The sequence below is a fragment of the Mycobacterium sp. AZCC_0083 genome, from assembly GCF_014202335.1.
In the GTDB taxonomy this organism is placed as follows: Bacteria; Actinomycetota; Actinomycetes; order Mycobacteriales; family Mycobacteriaceae; genus Mycobacterium.
Map to the genome: position 1 here is coordinate 22,480 of NZ_JACHGP010000013.1, position 15,167 is coordinate 37,646.

Annotated in this window: 18 protein-coding genes; 5 read left to right on the top strand and 13 right to left on the bottom strand. The window is 65.2% G+C overall.

Going from position 1 to position 15,167, the window contains the following annotated elements:
• Nucleotides 1–99: 99 nt before the first annotated feature.
• A complete protein-coding gene (locus HNP02_RS28675; RefSeq protein ID WP_184444031.1) occupies nucleotides 100–690 on the bottom strand; it encodes a TetR/AcrR family transcriptional regulator in 591 nt (196 codons plus the stop codon).
• A gap of 125 nt (nucleotides 691–815) precedes the next feature.
• Here HNP02_RS28675 and HNP02_RS28680 point away from each other — a divergent pair, with 125 nt between their 5' ends.
• The 3 genes from HNP02_RS28680 to HNP02_RS28690 all read left to right on the top strand — a co-directional run bounded on the left by HNP02_RS28680 (nucleotide 816) and on the right by HNP02_RS28690 (nucleotide 2,938).
• Nucleotides 816–1,550 carry an SDR family NAD(P)-dependent oxidoreductase gene (locus tag HNP02_RS28680; protein WP_184444032.1) on the top strand — a complete coding sequence of 245 codons (735 nt, stop codon included), beginning with the start codon at nucleotides 816–818 and terminating at the stop codon, nucleotides 1,548–1,550.
• Between the two features lie 185 nt (nucleotides 1,551–1,735).
• Nucleotides 1,736–2,158: a nuclear transport factor 2 family protein gene (locus HNP02_RS28685; protein ID WP_184444033.1), complete on the top strand. Its 423-nt coding sequence runs from the start codon at nucleotides 1,736–1,738 to the stop codon at nucleotides 2,156–2,158.
• Nucleotides 2,159–2,317: 159 nt separating this feature from the next.
• The gene (locus HNP02_RS28690; RefSeq protein WP_184444034.1) at nucleotides 2,318–2,938 is read left to right on the top strand and encodes an NADPH-dependent F420 reductase; all 621 of its coding nucleotides are present in this window, start codon (nucleotides 2,318–2,320) and stop codon (nucleotides 2,936–2,938) included.
• A gap of 140 nt (nucleotides 2,939–3,078) precedes the next feature.
• Here the strand turns inward: HNP02_RS28690 and HNP02_RS28695 are convergent, their stop codons facing one another.
• From HNP02_RS28695 to HNP02_RS28710, 3 genes are read right to left on the bottom strand one after another with little or no spacing between them, the layout of a single operon-like run.
• A complete protein-coding gene (locus tag HNP02_RS28695; RefSeq protein ID WP_309241737.1) occupies nucleotides 3,079–3,249 on the bottom strand; it encodes a DUF6537 domain-containing protein in 171 nt (56 codons plus the stop codon).
• A 48-nt stretch (nucleotides 3,250–3,297) separates the two neighbouring features.
• Entirely contained in the window at nucleotides 3,298–4,488 is a 1,191-nt protein-coding gene (locus HNP02_RS43830; protein ID WP_221318155.1) for a YceI family protein, read from the bottom strand.
• A complete protein-coding gene (locus HNP02_RS28710) occupies nucleotides 4,485–4,865 on the bottom strand; it encodes a DoxX family protein (RefSeq protein WP_184444036.1) in 381 nt (126 codons plus the stop codon). Before HNP02_RS28710 ends, HNP02_RS43830 begins: the two co-directional genes overlap by 4 nt.
• A gap of 324 nt (nucleotides 4,866–5,189) precedes the next feature.
• On the opposite strand from HNP02_RS28710, the gene HNP02_RS28715 reads away from it, so the two are divergent.
• A complete protein-coding gene (locus HNP02_RS28715; RefSeq protein WP_309241729.1) occupies nucleotides 5,190–5,678 on the top strand; it encodes a MarR family transcriptional regulator in 489 nt (162 codons plus the stop codon).
• Between the two features lie 497 nt (nucleotides 5,679–6,175).
• Here HNP02_RS28715 and HNP02_RS28720 read toward each other — a convergent pair whose 3' ends face one another.
• The 5 genes from HNP02_RS28720 to HNP02_RS28740 form a co-directional block, all read right to left on the bottom strand.
• On the bottom strand, nucleotides 6,176–7,027 hold the full coding sequence (locus HNP02_RS28720; protein ID WP_184444037.1) for an LLM class flavin-dependent oxidoreductase: 852 nt from the start codon (nucleotides 7,025–7,027) through the stop codon (nucleotides 6,176–6,178).
• 174 nt (nucleotides 7,028–7,201) lie between these two features.
• A complete protein-coding gene (locus HNP02_RS28725) occupies nucleotides 7,202–7,828 on the bottom strand; it encodes an NADPH-dependent F420 reductase (RefSeq protein ID WP_184444038.1) in 627 nt (208 codons plus the stop codon).
• Between the two features lie 247 nt (nucleotides 7,829–8,075).
• A complete protein-coding gene (locus tag HNP02_RS28730; RefSeq protein WP_184444039.1) occupies nucleotides 8,076–8,501 on the bottom strand; it encodes a hypothetical protein in 426 nt (141 codons plus the stop codon).
• 46 nt (nucleotides 8,502–8,547) lie between these two features.
• The gene (locus tag HNP02_RS28735; protein WP_184444040.1) at nucleotides 8,548–9,483 is read right to left on the bottom strand and encodes an SDR family oxidoreductase; all 936 of its coding nucleotides are present in this window, start codon (nucleotides 9,481–9,483) and stop codon (nucleotides 8,548–8,550) included.
• A gap of 47 nt (nucleotides 9,484–9,530) precedes the next feature.
• On the bottom strand, nucleotides 9,531–10,163 hold the full coding sequence (locus tag HNP02_RS28740) for an NADPH-dependent F420 reductase (protein ID WP_184444041.1): 633 nt from the start codon (nucleotides 10,161–10,163) through the stop codon (nucleotides 9,531–9,533).
• A gap of 116 nt (nucleotides 10,164–10,279) precedes the next feature.
• Here HNP02_RS28740 and HNP02_RS28745 point away from each other — a divergent pair, with 116 nt between their 5' ends.
• Nucleotides 10,280–10,762, top strand: a complete 483-nt coding sequence (locus HNP02_RS28745; RefSeq protein ID WP_184444042.1) for a MarR family winged helix-turn-helix transcriptional regulator — start codon at nucleotides 10,280–10,282, stop codon at nucleotides 10,760–10,762.
• A 111-nt stretch (nucleotides 10,763–10,873) separates the two neighbouring features.
• On the opposite strand, the gene HNP02_RS28750 is transcribed toward HNP02_RS28745, so the two are convergent.
• The 4 genes from HNP02_RS28750 to HNP02_RS28765 are packed head-to-tail and all read right to left on the bottom strand — an operon-like array spanning nucleotide 10,874 to nucleotide 15,161.
• Complete coding sequence (locus tag HNP02_RS28750; RefSeq protein ID WP_221318156.1) at nucleotides 10,874–11,824, bottom strand: sugar kinase; 951 nt, start codon at nucleotides 11,822–11,824, stop codon at nucleotides 10,874–10,876.
• Nucleotides 11,821–12,492 carry a bifunctional 4-hydroxy-2-oxoglutarate aldolase/2-dehydro-3-deoxy-phosphogluconate aldolase gene (locus tag HNP02_RS28755; RefSeq protein ID WP_184444043.1) on the bottom strand — a complete coding sequence of 224 codons (672 nt, stop codon included), beginning with the start codon at nucleotides 12,490–12,492 and terminating at the stop codon, nucleotides 11,821–11,823. Before HNP02_RS28755 ends, HNP02_RS28750 begins: the two co-directional genes overlap by 4 nt.
• Complete coding sequence (manD, locus tag HNP02_RS28760; protein WP_184444044.1) at nucleotides 12,482–13,723, bottom strand: D-mannonate dehydratase ManD; 1,242 nt, start codon at nucleotides 13,721–13,723, stop codon at nucleotides 12,482–12,484. Before manD ends, HNP02_RS28755 begins: the two co-directional genes overlap by 11 nt.
• A 37-nt stretch (nucleotides 13,724–13,760) precedes the next feature.
• The gene (locus HNP02_RS28765) at nucleotides 13,761–15,161 is read right to left on the bottom strand and encodes an MFS transporter (protein WP_184444045.1); all 1,401 of its coding nucleotides are present in this window, start codon (nucleotides 15,159–15,161) and stop codon (nucleotides 13,761–13,763) included.
• Nucleotides 15,162–15,167: the final 6 nt, after the last annotated feature.

Consider the following 15,167-nt stretch of genomic DNA (forward strand, 5'->3'; position numbering starts at 1 on the left):
CGTCCACCGCTATTACACACGTGTCAAGTAATGGCAGGGAGCTTCTTGGCGCGGCAACGGCACCCCACCAGCCAACGAACGGCAGCGCAATCACCCCCGTTACGGTGCACCGGGCGGTACCGCTGCCGTGGGGATGGCGTTGTCGATGAGGACGACTGCGATGGCGGCGGCGGTGGCGAAGGTTTCGGTGTCGAGCACTCGGTTGCGGGCGGAAGCGCCATCCAAGAGCAGGGCCAGTTGTTCGCCGAGCTGTTCGGGGTTGGCGGCGCCGGCCTCGCGCGCGGTGTCGGTGAGCCGCGCGGCAAAGGCCTTCTTGTAGTCGCGGGCGTGCACGCGTGCCGGGTGGCCCGGATCGTGGATTTCGACGGCCGCCGCGATGAACGGGCACAGGGGCGCGTGAACGTCGAAGGCGGCGAGGAGCCGTTCGCGGGGTGTGAGGTCGGTGCGGTCGAACACCTCCGGCAGGATGTCGGGATCGAATCGGCGTAGGTGCTCGGCGATCAGCTCATCCTTGCTGGTGAAGTGCTGGTAAAACGTGCGCTTGGACACCTGGGCCACCGCGCAGAGCTGGTCCAGGCCGGTGCTGTTGATGCCTTGATCGCGGAACAGTTGTCGTGAAGCGCCGAGAATGCGCTCCCGTGCGCCCCTGCCGCGGCGCAGCCCTCGCGGCCCCTTCTCCAGCTCCGTCATACACCCAGCGTAGCCCAGTCGGGTACGGATCGGTGTACATAGCTTGCATTTCCCCCGGCCCTTCGATACGTTAAGTACACAGACCGGTGTACATAATATCGGCACATCGAACGAATGGAGTCATCATGGGAAAGCTAGACGGCAAGGTCGCGGTGATCACCGGCGCGACGAGCGGCATGGCGCTGGCCGGTGCGAAGTTGTTCGTTGACGAAGGAGCTCACGTCTTCATCACGGGCCGACGGAAGGACGAGCTGGACCAGGCCGTCGAACTGATCGGGCGCAACGTCACTGGCGTGCAAGGTGATTCGGCCGACCTCGACGATCTGGACCGTTTGTTCGACACGGTCAAACGGGAAAAGGGTGCGATCGACGTGTTGTGGGCCAGCGCCGGGACGGGCGCGCAAGCCAAGCTCGGCGAGATCACCGAGGAGGACTTCGATGCCGCCTTCGGGCTGAACGCGCGCGGCACGCTGTTCACGGTCCAGAAGGCGATACCGCTGTTCAATGACGGCGGCTCGATCTTCATGACCGGGTCGAACGCCTCGCTGCGGGGTTACCCCAACTGGAGTGTGTACGCGGGAAGCAAGGCCGTGCTGCCCGCCTACGCCCGGGTGTGGGTGTCCGAGTTGCGGGACAGGAAGATCCGGGTGAACGTGCTGACCCCCGGCCAGGTCGCCTCGCCGATGTTGGCCGAAGTGATGGACGAGGCCGCGAAGGCGCAGTTCGAGTCCGTGATCCCGCGCCGAGAGATGGGCCGCCCCGAGGAGATCGCGTCGACCGCGTTGTTCCTCGCCTCCGACGACTCGAGCTACGTCAACGGCATGGAACTGGTGGTCGACGGCGGCACCACGGTGATCTAGCAAGCGACGACTGCACGTAGGCCGACGAAGACGTCGCTCACCGTGGCGCTTACGGGAACTGATCGCATCGGTTCTCGATCGGAGAGTTCATCTCGCACCGCTATGACACGGCACACCGACTCGAAGCGGGCTGGCACCGTTCAGGTCTCACCAACCACGAGCAACAAACGACTCAAGGAGTAATCATGACCAATTTCGCCCCGCACCGCGACACCGTGGAGGCCTTCGTCGACCGCATGCACGGCGGCGCCGACAAAGAAGCCCTTTCCGGGATTTTCGCCGAGGACGTGGTGATGTACAGCCCGCTCGGCGATGAGCCAACCACTGGCCGCGAGGCAGTCCTGGCAGCCATCCGGGAGGTCGGCGGGTGGGCCGACCTCACCTACAAGGAAGTGCTCAGCGGAGAGACGCACCACGCCGCGTACTTTCGGCTGCAGATCGAAGACACCGCGGTCGATGGAATGGACTACATCCGGCTCGACGCGGACGGCAAGATCGCCGAAGTGACCATATTTTGGCGCCCGCTGCCGTCAGGCGTCCAGATGCAAGGACGCCTTGCGGATGGACTCGGCATGCAGCCCTGGGAACTGCTCGCGCACACGAAGTAACGGCGAAGCCCGCTCCCGAACGGGCAAGTGCGCCACCTCCAGGGCGGACATTTCGGACCAAGTTCGGCCACCAACCCCAAACGTCACCCACCCAGTCCACGGGCCACCGGGGACGATCGAGACAAAGCGGAAGATCGAGACCGCAGAAGAGAGCACATCATGACCAGCGTCAGCATCATCGGCTCGGGAAACATGGCCAGCGCAATCGGCGCCCTGGCCGTCAAGGGCGGCAACACCGTCGAAATCATCGGTCGCGATCAGGCCAAGGCCGCGGCCCTGGCGAGCGCTCTCGGCAACGGCGCCACGGCCGGAACATGGGGCGACGCCCCAGCCGGTGACATCGTGATCCTCGCGGTGCTGTTCGACAGCGCCGTTCCGGTCGTCAACGAGTACGGGAACGCCCTGGCCAACAAGATCATCGTCGACATCACCAACCCCTTCAACCCCAGCGCCACCGGACTTGCCGTCCCTCACGACACCTCCATCGCGCAAATGGTCGCCGCGGCCGCCCCGACGAGCGCCTATGTCGTGAAGGCGTTCAACACCCTGTTCCGCGACGTCCTTGCTGCTGGCGGTCCGCTGGATGTATTCATCGCTGGCGACGACGCGCAGGCCAAGGCGAGTGTGTCGGCGTTCATCGAAAGCCTCGGACTGCGCCCGCAGGAAACCGGCGAGCTGAGCATGGCGCACTGGCTGGAGGGCGCGGGCCTGCTGTCAGTAGGCCTAGCCAACCATGGCGTGGGGAACCTCAACTTCTCCCTTGGCGTCAACGTCGGCTGAGACTCGGGGACTAGCGAGCCGGGGCAAGCCGCGTGTCGGAACCGGCGGAGAAAGACACGACACTTCATCGCGGCACCGGGCGTACCGTCCCGGCTCAGGGCGTTTGCGACGCCGGCGTCGCGGCGAAGGCGGCGAGTAGCTCAGCCAACGCAATCGGTGATCAACTCCCGCTCGCGACGGCGGATCGCGTTGTAGCCGAACGGATCCCACGCCGTCCCGCGGACTCGGCGCATGGCGTGGAGCACCCGGAAGGTCGGGAGGCTGCGCGGCCCGAATGACAACTTCTGCGTCATGCCCATCGACCGCAACATCGGCGGGTGGCGATCTCTCACACTCCGCCGCCGGTTGGCTTCGCCACCTCATTCCGTCGGTGCGGTGGGCGCCTTGACCGCCTCCAAGCACACGGTGACGTCGACGGTGTCCCCGACCATCAGCCCGCCTCCAGCGAGTACGGGAGTGTCGTCCAGAACGCCGAAATCACTACGCTTCAGTTTGATCACGCCTTCGAACCCGGCCACCTCACCGTGACCCATGCCGGCACTCACCCCGAGAAACGAGAACGCCAGTGGTAGGCGTTTCGTGATTCCGCGCAGGGTGAAATCAACCACGAGCACCCAGTCGCCCTTCCCGGTGCCGTGCATGTCGACCGAGGCGAGGGTCGCGGTGGGGAACTCGTCGGCGCCGAAAATGCTGGGTGCCCGGAGGTGCTCGTCGCGGTCGGGGTTGCCGGTATTCACCGACCCGACTGCTATGGTGGCCGAAATGCTCGGAGTTCCGTTCTCGGGCACCGTGATCGCACCGGTGAAGTCGCCGAACCGCCCCCGTACCTTGCCGACCGCGAGGTGGCGAACCGAGAACGTGATGGACGAGTGGACGGGGTCGATCGTCCACGTGCCGGGGGTGAGTTCCCGCCCAACGGACGAGGTCACTTGAATGTTCTCTTCGACCTCCGACGGCAGTTCGTAGAGTTCGCGCAAGACCAGGGCGTTGCGCGCTTGGATCAGTACGCCGCCCTCGTCGATACGTCCGAGTTGTATTGGGGCCAAGCCGAGATCAGTGCACAGCCCTGCTACTACTGCGCTCGCCGCGGGGTCGTTGCTGGACACGAAGACCACACGTCTGCCGAACTCGGGCGGGCGCTTCTCGGCGAACTGCCTGGCAGCGGTTTGGTTGAATGACTTGACCACCGCGGCGCCCGGGAAGGCCTCGGCGTTGAACTCGGTCGACAAGCGGCCGCCGAGGATTTGCTCGGAGTTGGGCACCAGGAACGCGTTCGTCGTGTCGACGACGATCTTGCCCAACCAGTCCGAACGGGACTTGCCCAACTCACGGACCTTCAGGAACGGAATGGCCAGGATGATCACGTCCGCCTCCAGGGCCGTGTCGAGGGTGACCGGCCTGATCGAGGCGGACAGTTCGGTGAGGTCGATCGTCTCCGGACCTCGCGTGTTGGCGAACAGTGCCGGAACGTGGTGGTCGGAGAATCGTTGCGCCAGAACCGTACCGATGCTGCCGGTACCCACGATGGCGTACTGCAGACCGTTGGTCATCGCACGACCTCCACGGCCCGAGCGATCGCGATGAAGACCGCCAGCGCCAGGAACACGGCGTTCACGGGCCACTGCTTGTACTCCGCGCGTCGACCGTGGAACACCGCAGCGCCCACCTGCAGCAGCGCCAGGCCCACGGCGGCTGCGGGCGTTAGGATCGGCGCAATGCCGGTGAGCCACGGGAGGATCAGACCGACGGCACCGGCGACCTCGACGCCGCCGATGAGCTTGATCGACGTCGCGGAGAACGCCTCGGCGGCGCCAGCCATGGAGGGGTTCTCCGCTAGGCGCTCCTTGGGCGTCACCAATTTGGTGCCACCTGCAAAAAGATATGCGGCGGCAAGTAATCCGGACGCGATCCATACCGCGACGTTCACGTGAGCTCCTCGAAGGCGTATGTGTGGATGGGACCGATGACCGACCGGTCGAACCTACGAACCTCGTATCCGCGTGGTCATCCGTTTAGTTGATGCATCAATTATTCTAAGATCATTAACATGACGCGTCAATAAATGCCTTTGGGCTCACTCACGCTGTGATTCACACTGTGACGACTCGACGACGATCGGACGGCGTCGCCGATGCCAAGACGGAGCCGTCGCCGGTCGTGAAGTGACATTGACGCTTGACACTCGAACTATCCTTCGGGTGGAGGAGGTCCGGATGAGGGTTGGACGATCGGAAACCATCAGGTGGTCGTGGTGACGCGGCCCGCGCGTAGGCGTCGTCAGACCGAAACGGTGTGGCTTGACGACGATCAGCAGCGTGCGTGGCGTCAGATCCTTTCGATGATGATGGAGCTTCCGGCGACTCTGGAAAGCGATCTGCAGCGCACTACCGGACTGACCGTCTTCGAGTACCTCGTGCTGGCGAATCTCTCGGAAGCCGACGACGGGACGCTACGAATGTCGGAACTCGCCTCCAGGGCGAACTCGTCGTTGTCGCGGTTGTCGCACGTGGTCCGCCGCCTCGCCAGCAGCGGGTTGGTGGTGAAGCAGGTCTGTGCCGATGACGCCAGGGTGAGCGTGGTCGTGCTGACTAAGGCGGGGATGAGGAGGGTCGTCGCCGCAGCCCCCTTGCACGTCGCGAAGGTGCGCGAACTGGTGGTGGAGCCATTGACGAAGGACGAACTTGTCGGGCTCGGTCGCGCCGCCGAGGCCATTACCGACCGGATCGCCGAATCGGGCTAGCCCTGGGCTAGCCCATCGGCTCCGCCGTCGACCGTGACGCGTGGCCTGGCCGGGTTCGATAGCCTCACAAGGCATCTGGAGAACGTCCTCCTCCGTGGGCGAAATCACTGCCGCGTGACGAGTCGTCAGATAGTTGATGCATCACTAACCTAGAGTCACGTTCATTGATGTGTCAACAAATGTAGCACTCGGCTCGGACGTCGCGTCCGATGCGTGCTGACAGCGTCCGTCTCGTCGATCGTGAGCATATCTCTTGCGGCGTCAGACCTTGTACCGCAATCGCTTTCATGAAATGTGTCAAACATGATGACCACCATCGTCCGCGAGGGCCCAAACTCGAGGCTGAGCCGCCTTTGGACCGCAGTCGGCCGCGAGGGCAGCGCCTTCGGGCGTGGTGGTCGGAGACGCCTCGGCGGCGGACGTCGTCGTGGTCGCCGCGGACGGCAGCCGATCACGGCCGCGACCTCGACTCGGAGGATCCGGTATCTGCCACATGGTCATGTGCGTTCGCGGGTTACCTGCTCGCGTACGGCCGGGATCAGTTCGGCGGCAAAGCGTTCGAGCACCTCGAGTTCGTCGCTGACCAAGATGAAGGTGCTGACGCCGTCCTCCAGTGCCATTCTCGTCAGTGCCTCCGGCGTCTGGTCCGGGAAGATGTTGAGTAGACGGGTGATCTCGTGGGGATCTCGGCCGGCCGCCTGCGCGGCGTCGTCGATGATGGCGTTTCCTTGTTTGAGGCCGCCGGGTTGCATGACCGGCAGAGATGGTAGCCAGCCGTCGGCTTTGCGGCCGACCAGATCCAGCATCTGTGGCTTGTAGGCGCCGAGCACGATTGGGATCTGGTGTGCGGGTGCGGGTCCGCGCTCGGCGTCGCCGATCTTGTAGTACTCGCCTTCCACAGGAAGAGCGACGGGATCGTCGGCGTCCCAGATGGCGCGGATCACGTCGATGGCCTCGCTGAGCGCCTCGACCGCTTGCCGTGGCGTCAATCTGCGTCCGCCGATCGCTTCGATGGAGTCCCAGTAAGTCCCGGCTCCGATACCGAGAATCATTCGGCCATTGGAGAGCAGGTCAAGGCTGGTAGCTGCGCGGGCGAGCACGGCGGGTGGTTGGCGCAAGGGCAGGTTGAGGACGTTGCCGGATACACCGATGCGTTCGGTTTGCGCGGCTACCCAGCTGAGCAGGGTCCAAGTGTCGAGAAAGTTGGACAGGTAGGGGTGATCCTGGAAGGTGACCAAGTCGAAACCGAGTCGCTCGCTGTGCTGAGCCACCTCGACCGGACGGTGTGCAGGAGAGTTGGTGGGGGAGATGAACGTCCCGAATTGCAGCGGATGGCCATAGTCAGACACTGTCGACGGGCTCCGCTTCGTGCGGTCGAAGCTTGACTATCTCGCCGGCCTGGACGGTACTCCGGCCCTTCGCCCCTCCGTCGCCGGCAATCTTCCTCTTGCTGATGGCGCTAACACTATTTTCGATTTCTACTTTCATCTTTCATCCTTTTCGATGTGGCTTGCTGATCCGGCTCAGCCAGAGAATTCGGTGGCGCTGAGTGCGACGTCGAAGTTATCCACCCCAAGACGGGCGAGACCCATCAGGACCAGGCCCGTTCCCTCCAGCCAGTGCGCCATGTTCAGGCCGCCCACGTCCAGTGGGCGCAGCTCGAGGCTGGCGATGAACTCCGACACGCCCGCTTTGGCGCGCTCGTCGTCGCCGGCGAAGAACACGTCCAACGTCCGGCCCTTCTTCAGCACGTGACCGAAGACGGTGTTGAAGGCCTTCACCACGCTGGCGCTGGCAGGGGCCGCCGCGGCGACTTGCTCTGCGCTCGAGGTGTCCTCGGGGGTGGCGAGCCCGTCGGCCGCGGCGTTGAAGGGGTTGCTGATGTCGATGATCACCTTGTCCGCCAGGGCGTCTCCGTACTGGGTGACGACCGGAACGACGTCGGCGTATTTCAGCGCCACGATCACGATTTCGCCGGCCGGGACGGCGCCGAACTCTCCCGTGGTGGCCCCGCCGAGAGCCGCGGCCAGGTCAGCCGCCTTGGACTGATCGCGGCCGACGATCTCGACGGTGTTGCCGCCCGCGACTGCCAGCGTGCCGATGGCGCGGGCCATGTTGCCGGTGCCGATGATGCTGATGCTGCTACTCATGTGATGTCCCAACTTCTCTCGTGAATAAAAGGTTGACTACTCCACCATATGCGAATTGGCTTGCTTGTCAACCAATTTCGGACCGTAGAGGTGGATGGGGCGGAACTGGGCGAGCCCGTGTGATCACCGTGCGTCGGCGAGTCTTCGGGCACGCCCGGCTCACACCTTGGCGCGCAGTCGGGAGGTCTGTCGTGAACCCACCGGGACCGCGTGCCCGCCCGCGGGGCGCAGGGCTCGGTCGTGGTCGTCACCGCTCGTTCGTGCGTAATTCCCAGGGCGGCATGCCGATTGCCTCCGCGAGGTTGCGCTGCAGCGCAATGCCGGCAGGCAGCGTGCGGTAGAAGATGCTCACCTCGGCGATCTTGCCGCCCGCGTCGAGCAGGACGAAGAAGATTCCGTTGACCGCGGCGTCTCCGACTTGCAGCCGGAAGTGTGCGGCGTGGTGGGTCTCGCCGCTGAGGACCTCCAGATAGGTGTCGTCGGAGGACAGTTTGTTGACTTTCTTGATGGTCTGCACGGCGGCGTCGCGGCCGACGACTGGGTCATCGCCGAACGGGCCGTATAGCCGCACGTCCTCGGCGAGCAAACCGGTGAGGACGTCGTTGTCGACGCCGCCGTGGATGCAGTCGACGAAGGACTCCAAGGTGTCGCGGTGCGGGGCGAACGTGGTCATGGTTACTCCTCGTAGTATGGGGAATTCGGTTGGTGCGCCTAGGCCGTCAGCTGGCGGAGAAGTAGTGTCCGTTGTCCAAATCGGCGAACAGGCCGGGCTCAGCGGGTTCCCAGCCCAGCGCCTCGCGGGTAATGAGGCTGGACGCTGGGAGGTCCATCGTGACCAGATTCGTGAACATGCCGAAGTATCCCGGCAGCATCAGTGCATCCACGGGAACGCTCACCGCGGGCAGGCCCAGACGGCTGCCAATGGCCTCGGCGATCTCGCGGAACGGGACGCCCCCATCCTGAACCGCGTGCCAATATCTACCAGCCGGACCCTTCTCCAACGCCAGGCGGAACACGGTGGCGACATCGCGGATGTGGACGGCGTTCCACGAATTCATGCCGTCTCCGGGGTAGCCGGCGAAGCCCTTCTCCTTCGCGAGCGCGATCAGCCCGGGGAGGAAGCCAGCGTTATCGGTCGTGCCGTGCGCGACGAGCGGAAGCCGCACGATCGAAGACCGCACTCCCCGCTCGGCGAGGCCAACTACAGCCCGTTCCACGACGTTGCGAGCCCGCAGCGTGCCCTTGTCCTCCTCGCTGCCGGGGAGCGCCGGATCCTCCTCGGTGGCTGGTCGGCCCAGGCTGCCAGGCGAGCCGATGCTGCCTGCGGCGACCAGCGGCTTTCCGGTCCCTTCCAGGGCCTCGCCGTAGGCAAGCATGATCGGCAGCTCCGCGGCGGCCACGGCGTCCATCCCGCCAGTCGGAAGCAGGTCTTGCCGGTGCGCGACGTGGATGACGCCATCGGAGTCCGCGGCCGCCTGCTTGAGCCCGTCGAGGTCCTCGAGGCTGCCGCGACGCACCGTCGCGCCGAGCGCGGACAGGGCCTCTGCGGATGCGTCCGACCGGGCCAGACCGGTGACGTCGTGCCCGGCGGCGATGAGCTCGGGGATGATGTGCGAACCGGCATGGCCGGTCCCGCCGGTGACTAAAACGCGCATGGTGCTCTCCTAATTGTTGTGGGTGTTGATGATTGGTGGTTGCGCGATCAGCTGAGAATGTTGACGCCGAGGAAGAAGTTGGTGTGCTTGACGGAGTGGGCGACGAGGCCCAGATGCAGCAGGGTGGCGTTCTCCAGGGCCCGCGCCATCGACAGCTGTCCGGTGTCCAGCGGGCGCAGTCCCAGGCTCTCGACGAACTCCGACACACGTGCCTTGGCCTGCGCGTCGTCGCCGGCGATGAACACGTCCATTGGGCGCCCCTGGGCTGGGCGGGCCGCCAGAATGTCGGAGGGCAGGGTGTTGAACGCCTTGACGACCTTCACGCCGGCACCGGCGGCTTTGGCGATCTCCTCTGCGCCGGAAGTGCCCTGCGGGGTGAGGAAGCCGGTGAAATCGGGGGTGATGGGGTTGGTGATGTCGACGATGACCTTGCCTTGCAAGGCATTCCCGTACTGACCAATCACCGCCGCCGCGCTGGCGTACGGCACGGCGAGGATGACGGTGTTCCCGGCCGGGGCGCTACCGGCCGTTCCGACGGTGGCGCCGCCGAGCGCGGCGGCCACTTCCTTGGCCTTGGTCAGGTCGCGGCCGATGATCTCGACTGCGTTGCCGCCGGCGACTGGCCGGCCGGCCAGGGTGCTGGCCATGTTGCCGGTGCCGATGATGCTGATGCTGCTCATGGCACATCCCATCTAGACTCTCAGATGAAAAGGTTGACTCCTCCACCATAGGAGATTTGGTAGAGTTGTCAACCAAACCGGTAGAGCCGTCAACAAACCAAGAAGCGTGGAGGCTGATGGAACCGAATTGGCTGAACGCGCGTGAAGCCCATGCCTGGCGAACCTTCGTCGATGCGCACTATCGACTCGAGTTCCACCTGGCCCGACGCCTGCAGGAATCGGGCCTGTCCGGGGCCGACTACGAGGTCCTGGCGGTGCTCTCGGCTCTCGACGGTGACCGCATGTCCGCCCGCGACCTGTGCAACGCACTGGGCTGGGAGAAGAGCCGTCTCTCCCACCAGGTGCGGGGCATGCAGAAGGACGGGTTGATTAGCCGCGAGCCCAATCCTGGTGACGCCCGTAGCACCATGGTCTGTCTGCTGCCGGCTGGTCTCGCCGCAATCGAGAAGGCGGCGCCCGGGCACGTGGACGATGTCCGCAGGAACTTCGTCGACCTGATGACCCCAGCTGAACTGGACATGCTCGCCGCCCTCAACCAACGAATCCTGGACCACCTGGCCAAGAACGGCGACTCCCCCGCCAAAGACGAGACCTCATAGCCTTCATCAGCGGTAGCCACTTCAGAACCCGCATCCCATGTCTTCCCGGCCGATCGCCTGCAGCTGCAGGGTGACGTCATTGCCATGGGCACGCCGGCGGGGTCGGAACGACTAGCGCAGGACCGGATCGGTTCCAGGTTGGCAGAACCGCTCCACGTCGCTCAACGTCGGACTCGACTCCCAGTCGCCCGGCGTCATACACAGCATGGCGCCGCAGGCGTTCCCGCGGTGCAGCCGTCCAGGAACGTCGAGCTCGTGCAACAGTCCGCTGAGGTATCCCGCAACGAATGCGTCCCCGGCGCCGACCGTGTCGACCACATCGACGGCGAAGCCGGGACTGTCGACAACGCCGTTGGATGAGTACGCGGTCGCCCCGGAAGCCCCCTTCTTCAGAACGACTTCGCTGCAGCCAGAGCGCAGCAGACGCTCGGCGGCGTCGACGGCATCGCCCTCAGGGAACAACAGGCGCAATTCCTCAGCGCCTCCGAAGACGAGATCGGCGGCCTCGGCGATCTTTCGCAATAGCGGGCCGGCGACGTCGGGCGGCGCCAGAGTCGAGCGGTAGTTCACGTCGAAGCTCACCCGCACACCGGCGGCCTGCGCGCGGCTGATGGCGGCCAGAACGCAGTCGCGCGCGCTGTCGGACAACAGCGCGGTGATACCGGTGACATGAACGACTTCGACGTCCTCGATCCAGCCCGGAGGGACGTCGTCTGGCTGCAGTCGCGATCCGGCCGCACCGGTCCGGTAGTAGAAGACGGCCGTCGAGCTGGGCGATGGTCGCTCCTTGAGCATCAACCCGGTCGGAGCCTGCGTGTCGATGACCCCACGGACGTCCACCCCCTCGGCCCGGATTTCGCGAGTGACACGCTCCCCAAGGGGGTCGTCACCGACACGCCCGAGCCATGCGACGTCGATACCCAAGCGGCGCAATCCGATTGCCACGTTGCTTTCCGCACCACCGACGCCAAGGACCATCTCCGAGACGTGCCGCAGCGAGCCGATGTCCCGAGTTCGCATCAGCGCCATGGTCTCGCCGATGGTGGCGATTCGTGCGCTCACGTCGGCTGCCCGCAGGCTGCCACGAACTCGGCCGTCCTGGCGCGAAGCGCATTCATGTCACCGCCGCGCAGCGCGTCGCCGAGCAGTGGTCCTCCCACACTGACCGCTGCCGCACCGGCTTTCAGCCATGCCGCAGCGCCCGGGAGGTCCACGCCGCCGGAGGGAATCGCGGCGATGCCGGGGAAGGGTCCGCGCAGATCCTGAAGGTAGCCGGGGCCGACCTGGTTGGCCGGGAAGATCTTCACCGCGGCCGCACCGGCGCGCCATGCACCGAAGAGTTCGGTCGGAGTCAAGCCACCCGGCACGATGGGCACCCCTGCACGAGTGGCCGCATCGACGAGATCCGGGTCGCTGATCGGGGTGACCAAGTAGTGCGCCCCAGCTCGGACGGCGGCGGCCAACTGCGCGCTGTCGGTCACGGTGCCGACGCCGATGTCGGCCACATCCCCGAACCGGGCGAGCAGTTCTGGTAGCCGATCAAGGGTGCCTGGTGTGGTCAAAGTGAGTTCGACACTGCGGATTCCGGCCTCCACCAACACGTCGAGAACCTGGTCGTAGTAGGTCGCATTCGGTGCGCGCACCACCACGATCAACTTGCCGGCCGCGGTGCGGCCGGGGATTGCGAGCCGGGTCGGCGCCTGCGGAGGCGTGAGCGTGTCACCAGTCATGGACGGTCCCGTCCTGCAGCCGGTTCACCGGCAGGTACGCGGCGGTGTACTCGAATGCCGAGGCTGCCTGTTCGTCGAGCTCGACGCCGAGGCCGGGCGAATCCCCCGGGTGCAGGAAGCCGCGGTCGAAGGTAAACGACGTGTGGAACACGTCGAGCGTGGTGTCGCTGTGCGGCATGTACTCCTGGATCCCGAAGTTGTGGATCGCCAAGTCGAGGTGCAGTGCGGCCGCCATGCCGATCGGGGACACGTCCGTCGGCCCGTGAATACCGGACTTGATGCCGTAGATGCCCGCGAAGTCCAGCAGCTTCTTCATGGCGGTGATACCGCCGGTGTGGGTGACCGCTGATCGCACGTAGTCGATGAGCCGCTCGGTGATGAGTGTCTGGTAGTCGTACACCGAGTTGAACACTTCGCCGATGGCCAGCGGTGTCGTCGAATGCTGGCGCACCAGGCGCAACGCCGCCTGATCCTCTCCTGGCGTGCAGTCCTCCAACCAGAAGAGATCGTAGGGCTCAACGTCTTTGGCGAATCGCGCGGCTTCGATGGGCGTCATTCGGTGGTGCCCGTCGTGCAGTATCCGGACTCCCCTCCCGAAGTCCTCGCGAATTCGACCGAATACCCCTGGCATGTGGGACAGGTAGGCGCGGGTGTCCCAGACCTCCTCGATCGGCGCGGTCGCCGCGCTTCCGTCAGCGGCGCGGTGGGCCGGCTCGTAGTCGTATCTGCCGCCGGGTTTGTTTGTGGACACCCCATAGATCTGCCCGAGTCCGGGCACACCGCTCTGCACCCGCACGGCGGTGTACCCGGCGTCGAGGTAGCCGCTGATGGCGTCCTTGAGCGCGGGGTAGTCGCTCCCGGAAGCGTGGCAATAGGCCCGAATGTGGTTGCGGCTGGCGCCACCGAGCAATTGGTAGAGCGGCATCCCGGCCTTCTTCGCCTTGATGTCCCACAGCGCCATGTCGACGGCGGCGATGGCGGCCATCGTCACCGGCCCGCGCCGCCAGTAGGCGCCCCGGTAGAGGTACTGCCAGGTGTCTTCGATGCGGTCTTCGTCTCGACCGATCAGCGTGGACGCCAGGTGTTCTGACAGGTAGGCAGCGACGGACAGTTCGCGCCCGTTGAGCGTGGCGTCGCCCCAGCCGACCACGCCGTCGCTGGTGACGATCTTGAGGGTGACGAAGTTGCGGCCCGGACTGCAGACGTTGACGTCGATGGTCTCGATGGTCATGGTTCTCTTTCGTTGTGACGGTTGTCTTTTCGATCCATCACATGGCAGGTAGTGGGTCGGTGAGATCGCGCCCGGTCCAGTCCTTCGCCCATACGGCGACAATCAGTGCCGACAACGAGTACAGAACCAGCATCACCATGATCGGGATGGGGCTGCCCGTCGTGGCGGCCACCCAGGCGGTGACGAGCACGGGACCGATCCCGGTGGCGACCACCGCGGCGATCTCGCGGACGACGGCGGTGAGCGTGTACCGATTGCGGGCGCCGAAGATCTCGGGGATCGAGACGTTCTCGAGAGAGGCCGGGCTGAGCACCGCGACGTTGTGCAACACGACGTAGCCGACGAACACCCACAGCAGGTTCTTGGAGTCGATCGCCGTCATGGCGGGAACGACGACGACCAGTGCCGCCAACATGACGATGATGTACATCCGGCGCCTGCCGAATTTGTCTCCGAGCCAGCCGATCAGCGGAATCGTGAGGAATCCGACCAGTGAGGACACGATGACGACGTTGGCGCTGAGACTCTTCTGCAGAACGAGCGTCAGGGTCATGAACGAGATCAGGTACGTCTGGATCAAACCCGAGTTGCCAGCCTGCCCGAACCGAAGGAAGAACGCCACCGCGATGGCCTTGATCGGCTTGCGCTGCAGCGCTTCCACCGTTCGGGTCTCGGCCTGATGCCCGGCCTGCGCCAGAATCTCTTCACGGGACAGTGCGCGCCCGTCGACGACGTCCTCGCGCTCCTCGAAGACCGGGCTTTCCTTGAGGTTCAACCGCACCCACACCGCGAACACCATCACCACTGCGCTGGCGATGAACGGGATGCGCCATCCCCAGGCGATGACGTCGCTCTCGACCATCACTCCCAGCAGGATGGCCCAGATCGCCGATGCGAACAGCGTGCCGCAGTTGGTGCCGAGGCCGACCAGGGAGGCGACGAAACCGCGCCGCTTGACGGGTGCGTACTCGGCGAGCATCACTCCCGCACCGCTGATCTCGGCACCGGCGCCGAATCCCTGTAGCAGTCGCAAGGTCACGAGCAGAATGGGCGCCAGCACACCCACCTGCTGGTAGGTCGGCAGGACTCCGATCAAGGTCGTGGCCGCGCCCATCAAGGCGATGGTGTAGAACAGCACCTTGCGTCGACCGATGCGGTCACCGAGCCGTCCGAAGAAGAGGGCACCGAGGGGGCGGGCGATGTAGCCGACCCCATAGGTGGCCATCGACAGCACGACCGCCATCCCGGCACTCTCGCCGGAGAAGAACAGCTGGCTGAACACCAGCGCGGCGGCCAACGAGTACAGCTGGAAGTCCATGAACTCCAGTGCCGTGCCCAGCCACCCGGATACGGCGGCCCGCACCAGGTCGGCCGTGCTGCGTTGGGCGACCGGCGGATGCTCGGCGGCCCGGGGTTCTGGGGTTTGGGCTGTGGTCATCGTCTT

Coding starts and splice junctions, on each gene's coding strand:
- HNP02_RS28675 (WP_184444031.1), bottom strand. CDS start 690: ATGACGGAGCTGGAGAAGGGGCCGCGAGGGCTGCGCCGCGGCAGGGGC.
- HNP02_RS28680 (WP_184444032.1), top strand. CDS start 816: ATGGGAAAGCTAGACGGCAAGGTCGCGGTGATCACCGGCGCGACGAGC.
- HNP02_RS28685 (WP_184444033.1), top strand. CDS start 1,736: ATGACCAATTTCGCCCCGCACCGCGACACCGTGGAGGCCTTCGTCGAC.
- HNP02_RS28690 (WP_184444034.1), top strand. CDS start 2,318: ATGACCAGCGTCAGCATCATCGGCTCGGGAAACATGGCCAGCGCAATC.
- HNP02_RS28695 (WP_309241737.1), bottom strand. CDS start 3,249: ATGTTGCGGTCGATGGGCATGACGCAGAAGTTGTCATTCGGGCCGCGC.
- HNP02_RS43830 (WP_221318155.1), bottom strand. CDS start 4,488: ATGACCAACGGTCTGCAGTACGCCATCGTGGGTACCGGCAGCATCGGT.
- HNP02_RS28725 (WP_184444038.1), bottom strand. CDS start 7,828: ATGAGTAGCAGCATCAGCATCATCGGCACCGGCAACATGGCCCGCGCC.
- HNP02_RS28730 (WP_184444039.1), bottom strand. CDS start 8,501: ATGACCACGTTCGCCCCGCACCGCGACACCTTGGAGTCCTTCGTCGAC.
- HNP02_RS28735 (WP_184444040.1), bottom strand. CDS start 9,483: ATGCGCGTTTTAGTCACCGGCGGGACCGGCCATGCCGGTTCGCACATC.
- HNP02_RS28740 (WP_184444041.1), bottom strand. CDS start 10,163: ATGAGCAGCATCAGCATCATCGGCACCGGCAACATGGCCAGCACCCTG.
- HNP02_RS28745 (WP_184444042.1), top strand. CDS start 10,280: ATGGAACCGAATTGGCTGAACGCGCGTGAAGCCCATGCCTGGCGAACC.
- HNP02_RS28755 (WP_184444043.1), bottom strand. CDS start 12,492: ATGACTGGTGACACGCTCACGCCTCCGCAGGCGCCGACCCGGCTCGCA.
- manD (WP_184444044.1), bottom strand. CDS start 13,723: ATGACCATCGAGACCATCGACGTCAACGTCTGCAGTCCGGGCCGCAAC.
- HNP02_RS28765 (WP_184444045.1), bottom strand. CDS start 15,161: ATGACCACAGCCCAAACCCCAGAACCCCGGGCCGCCGAGCATCCGCCG.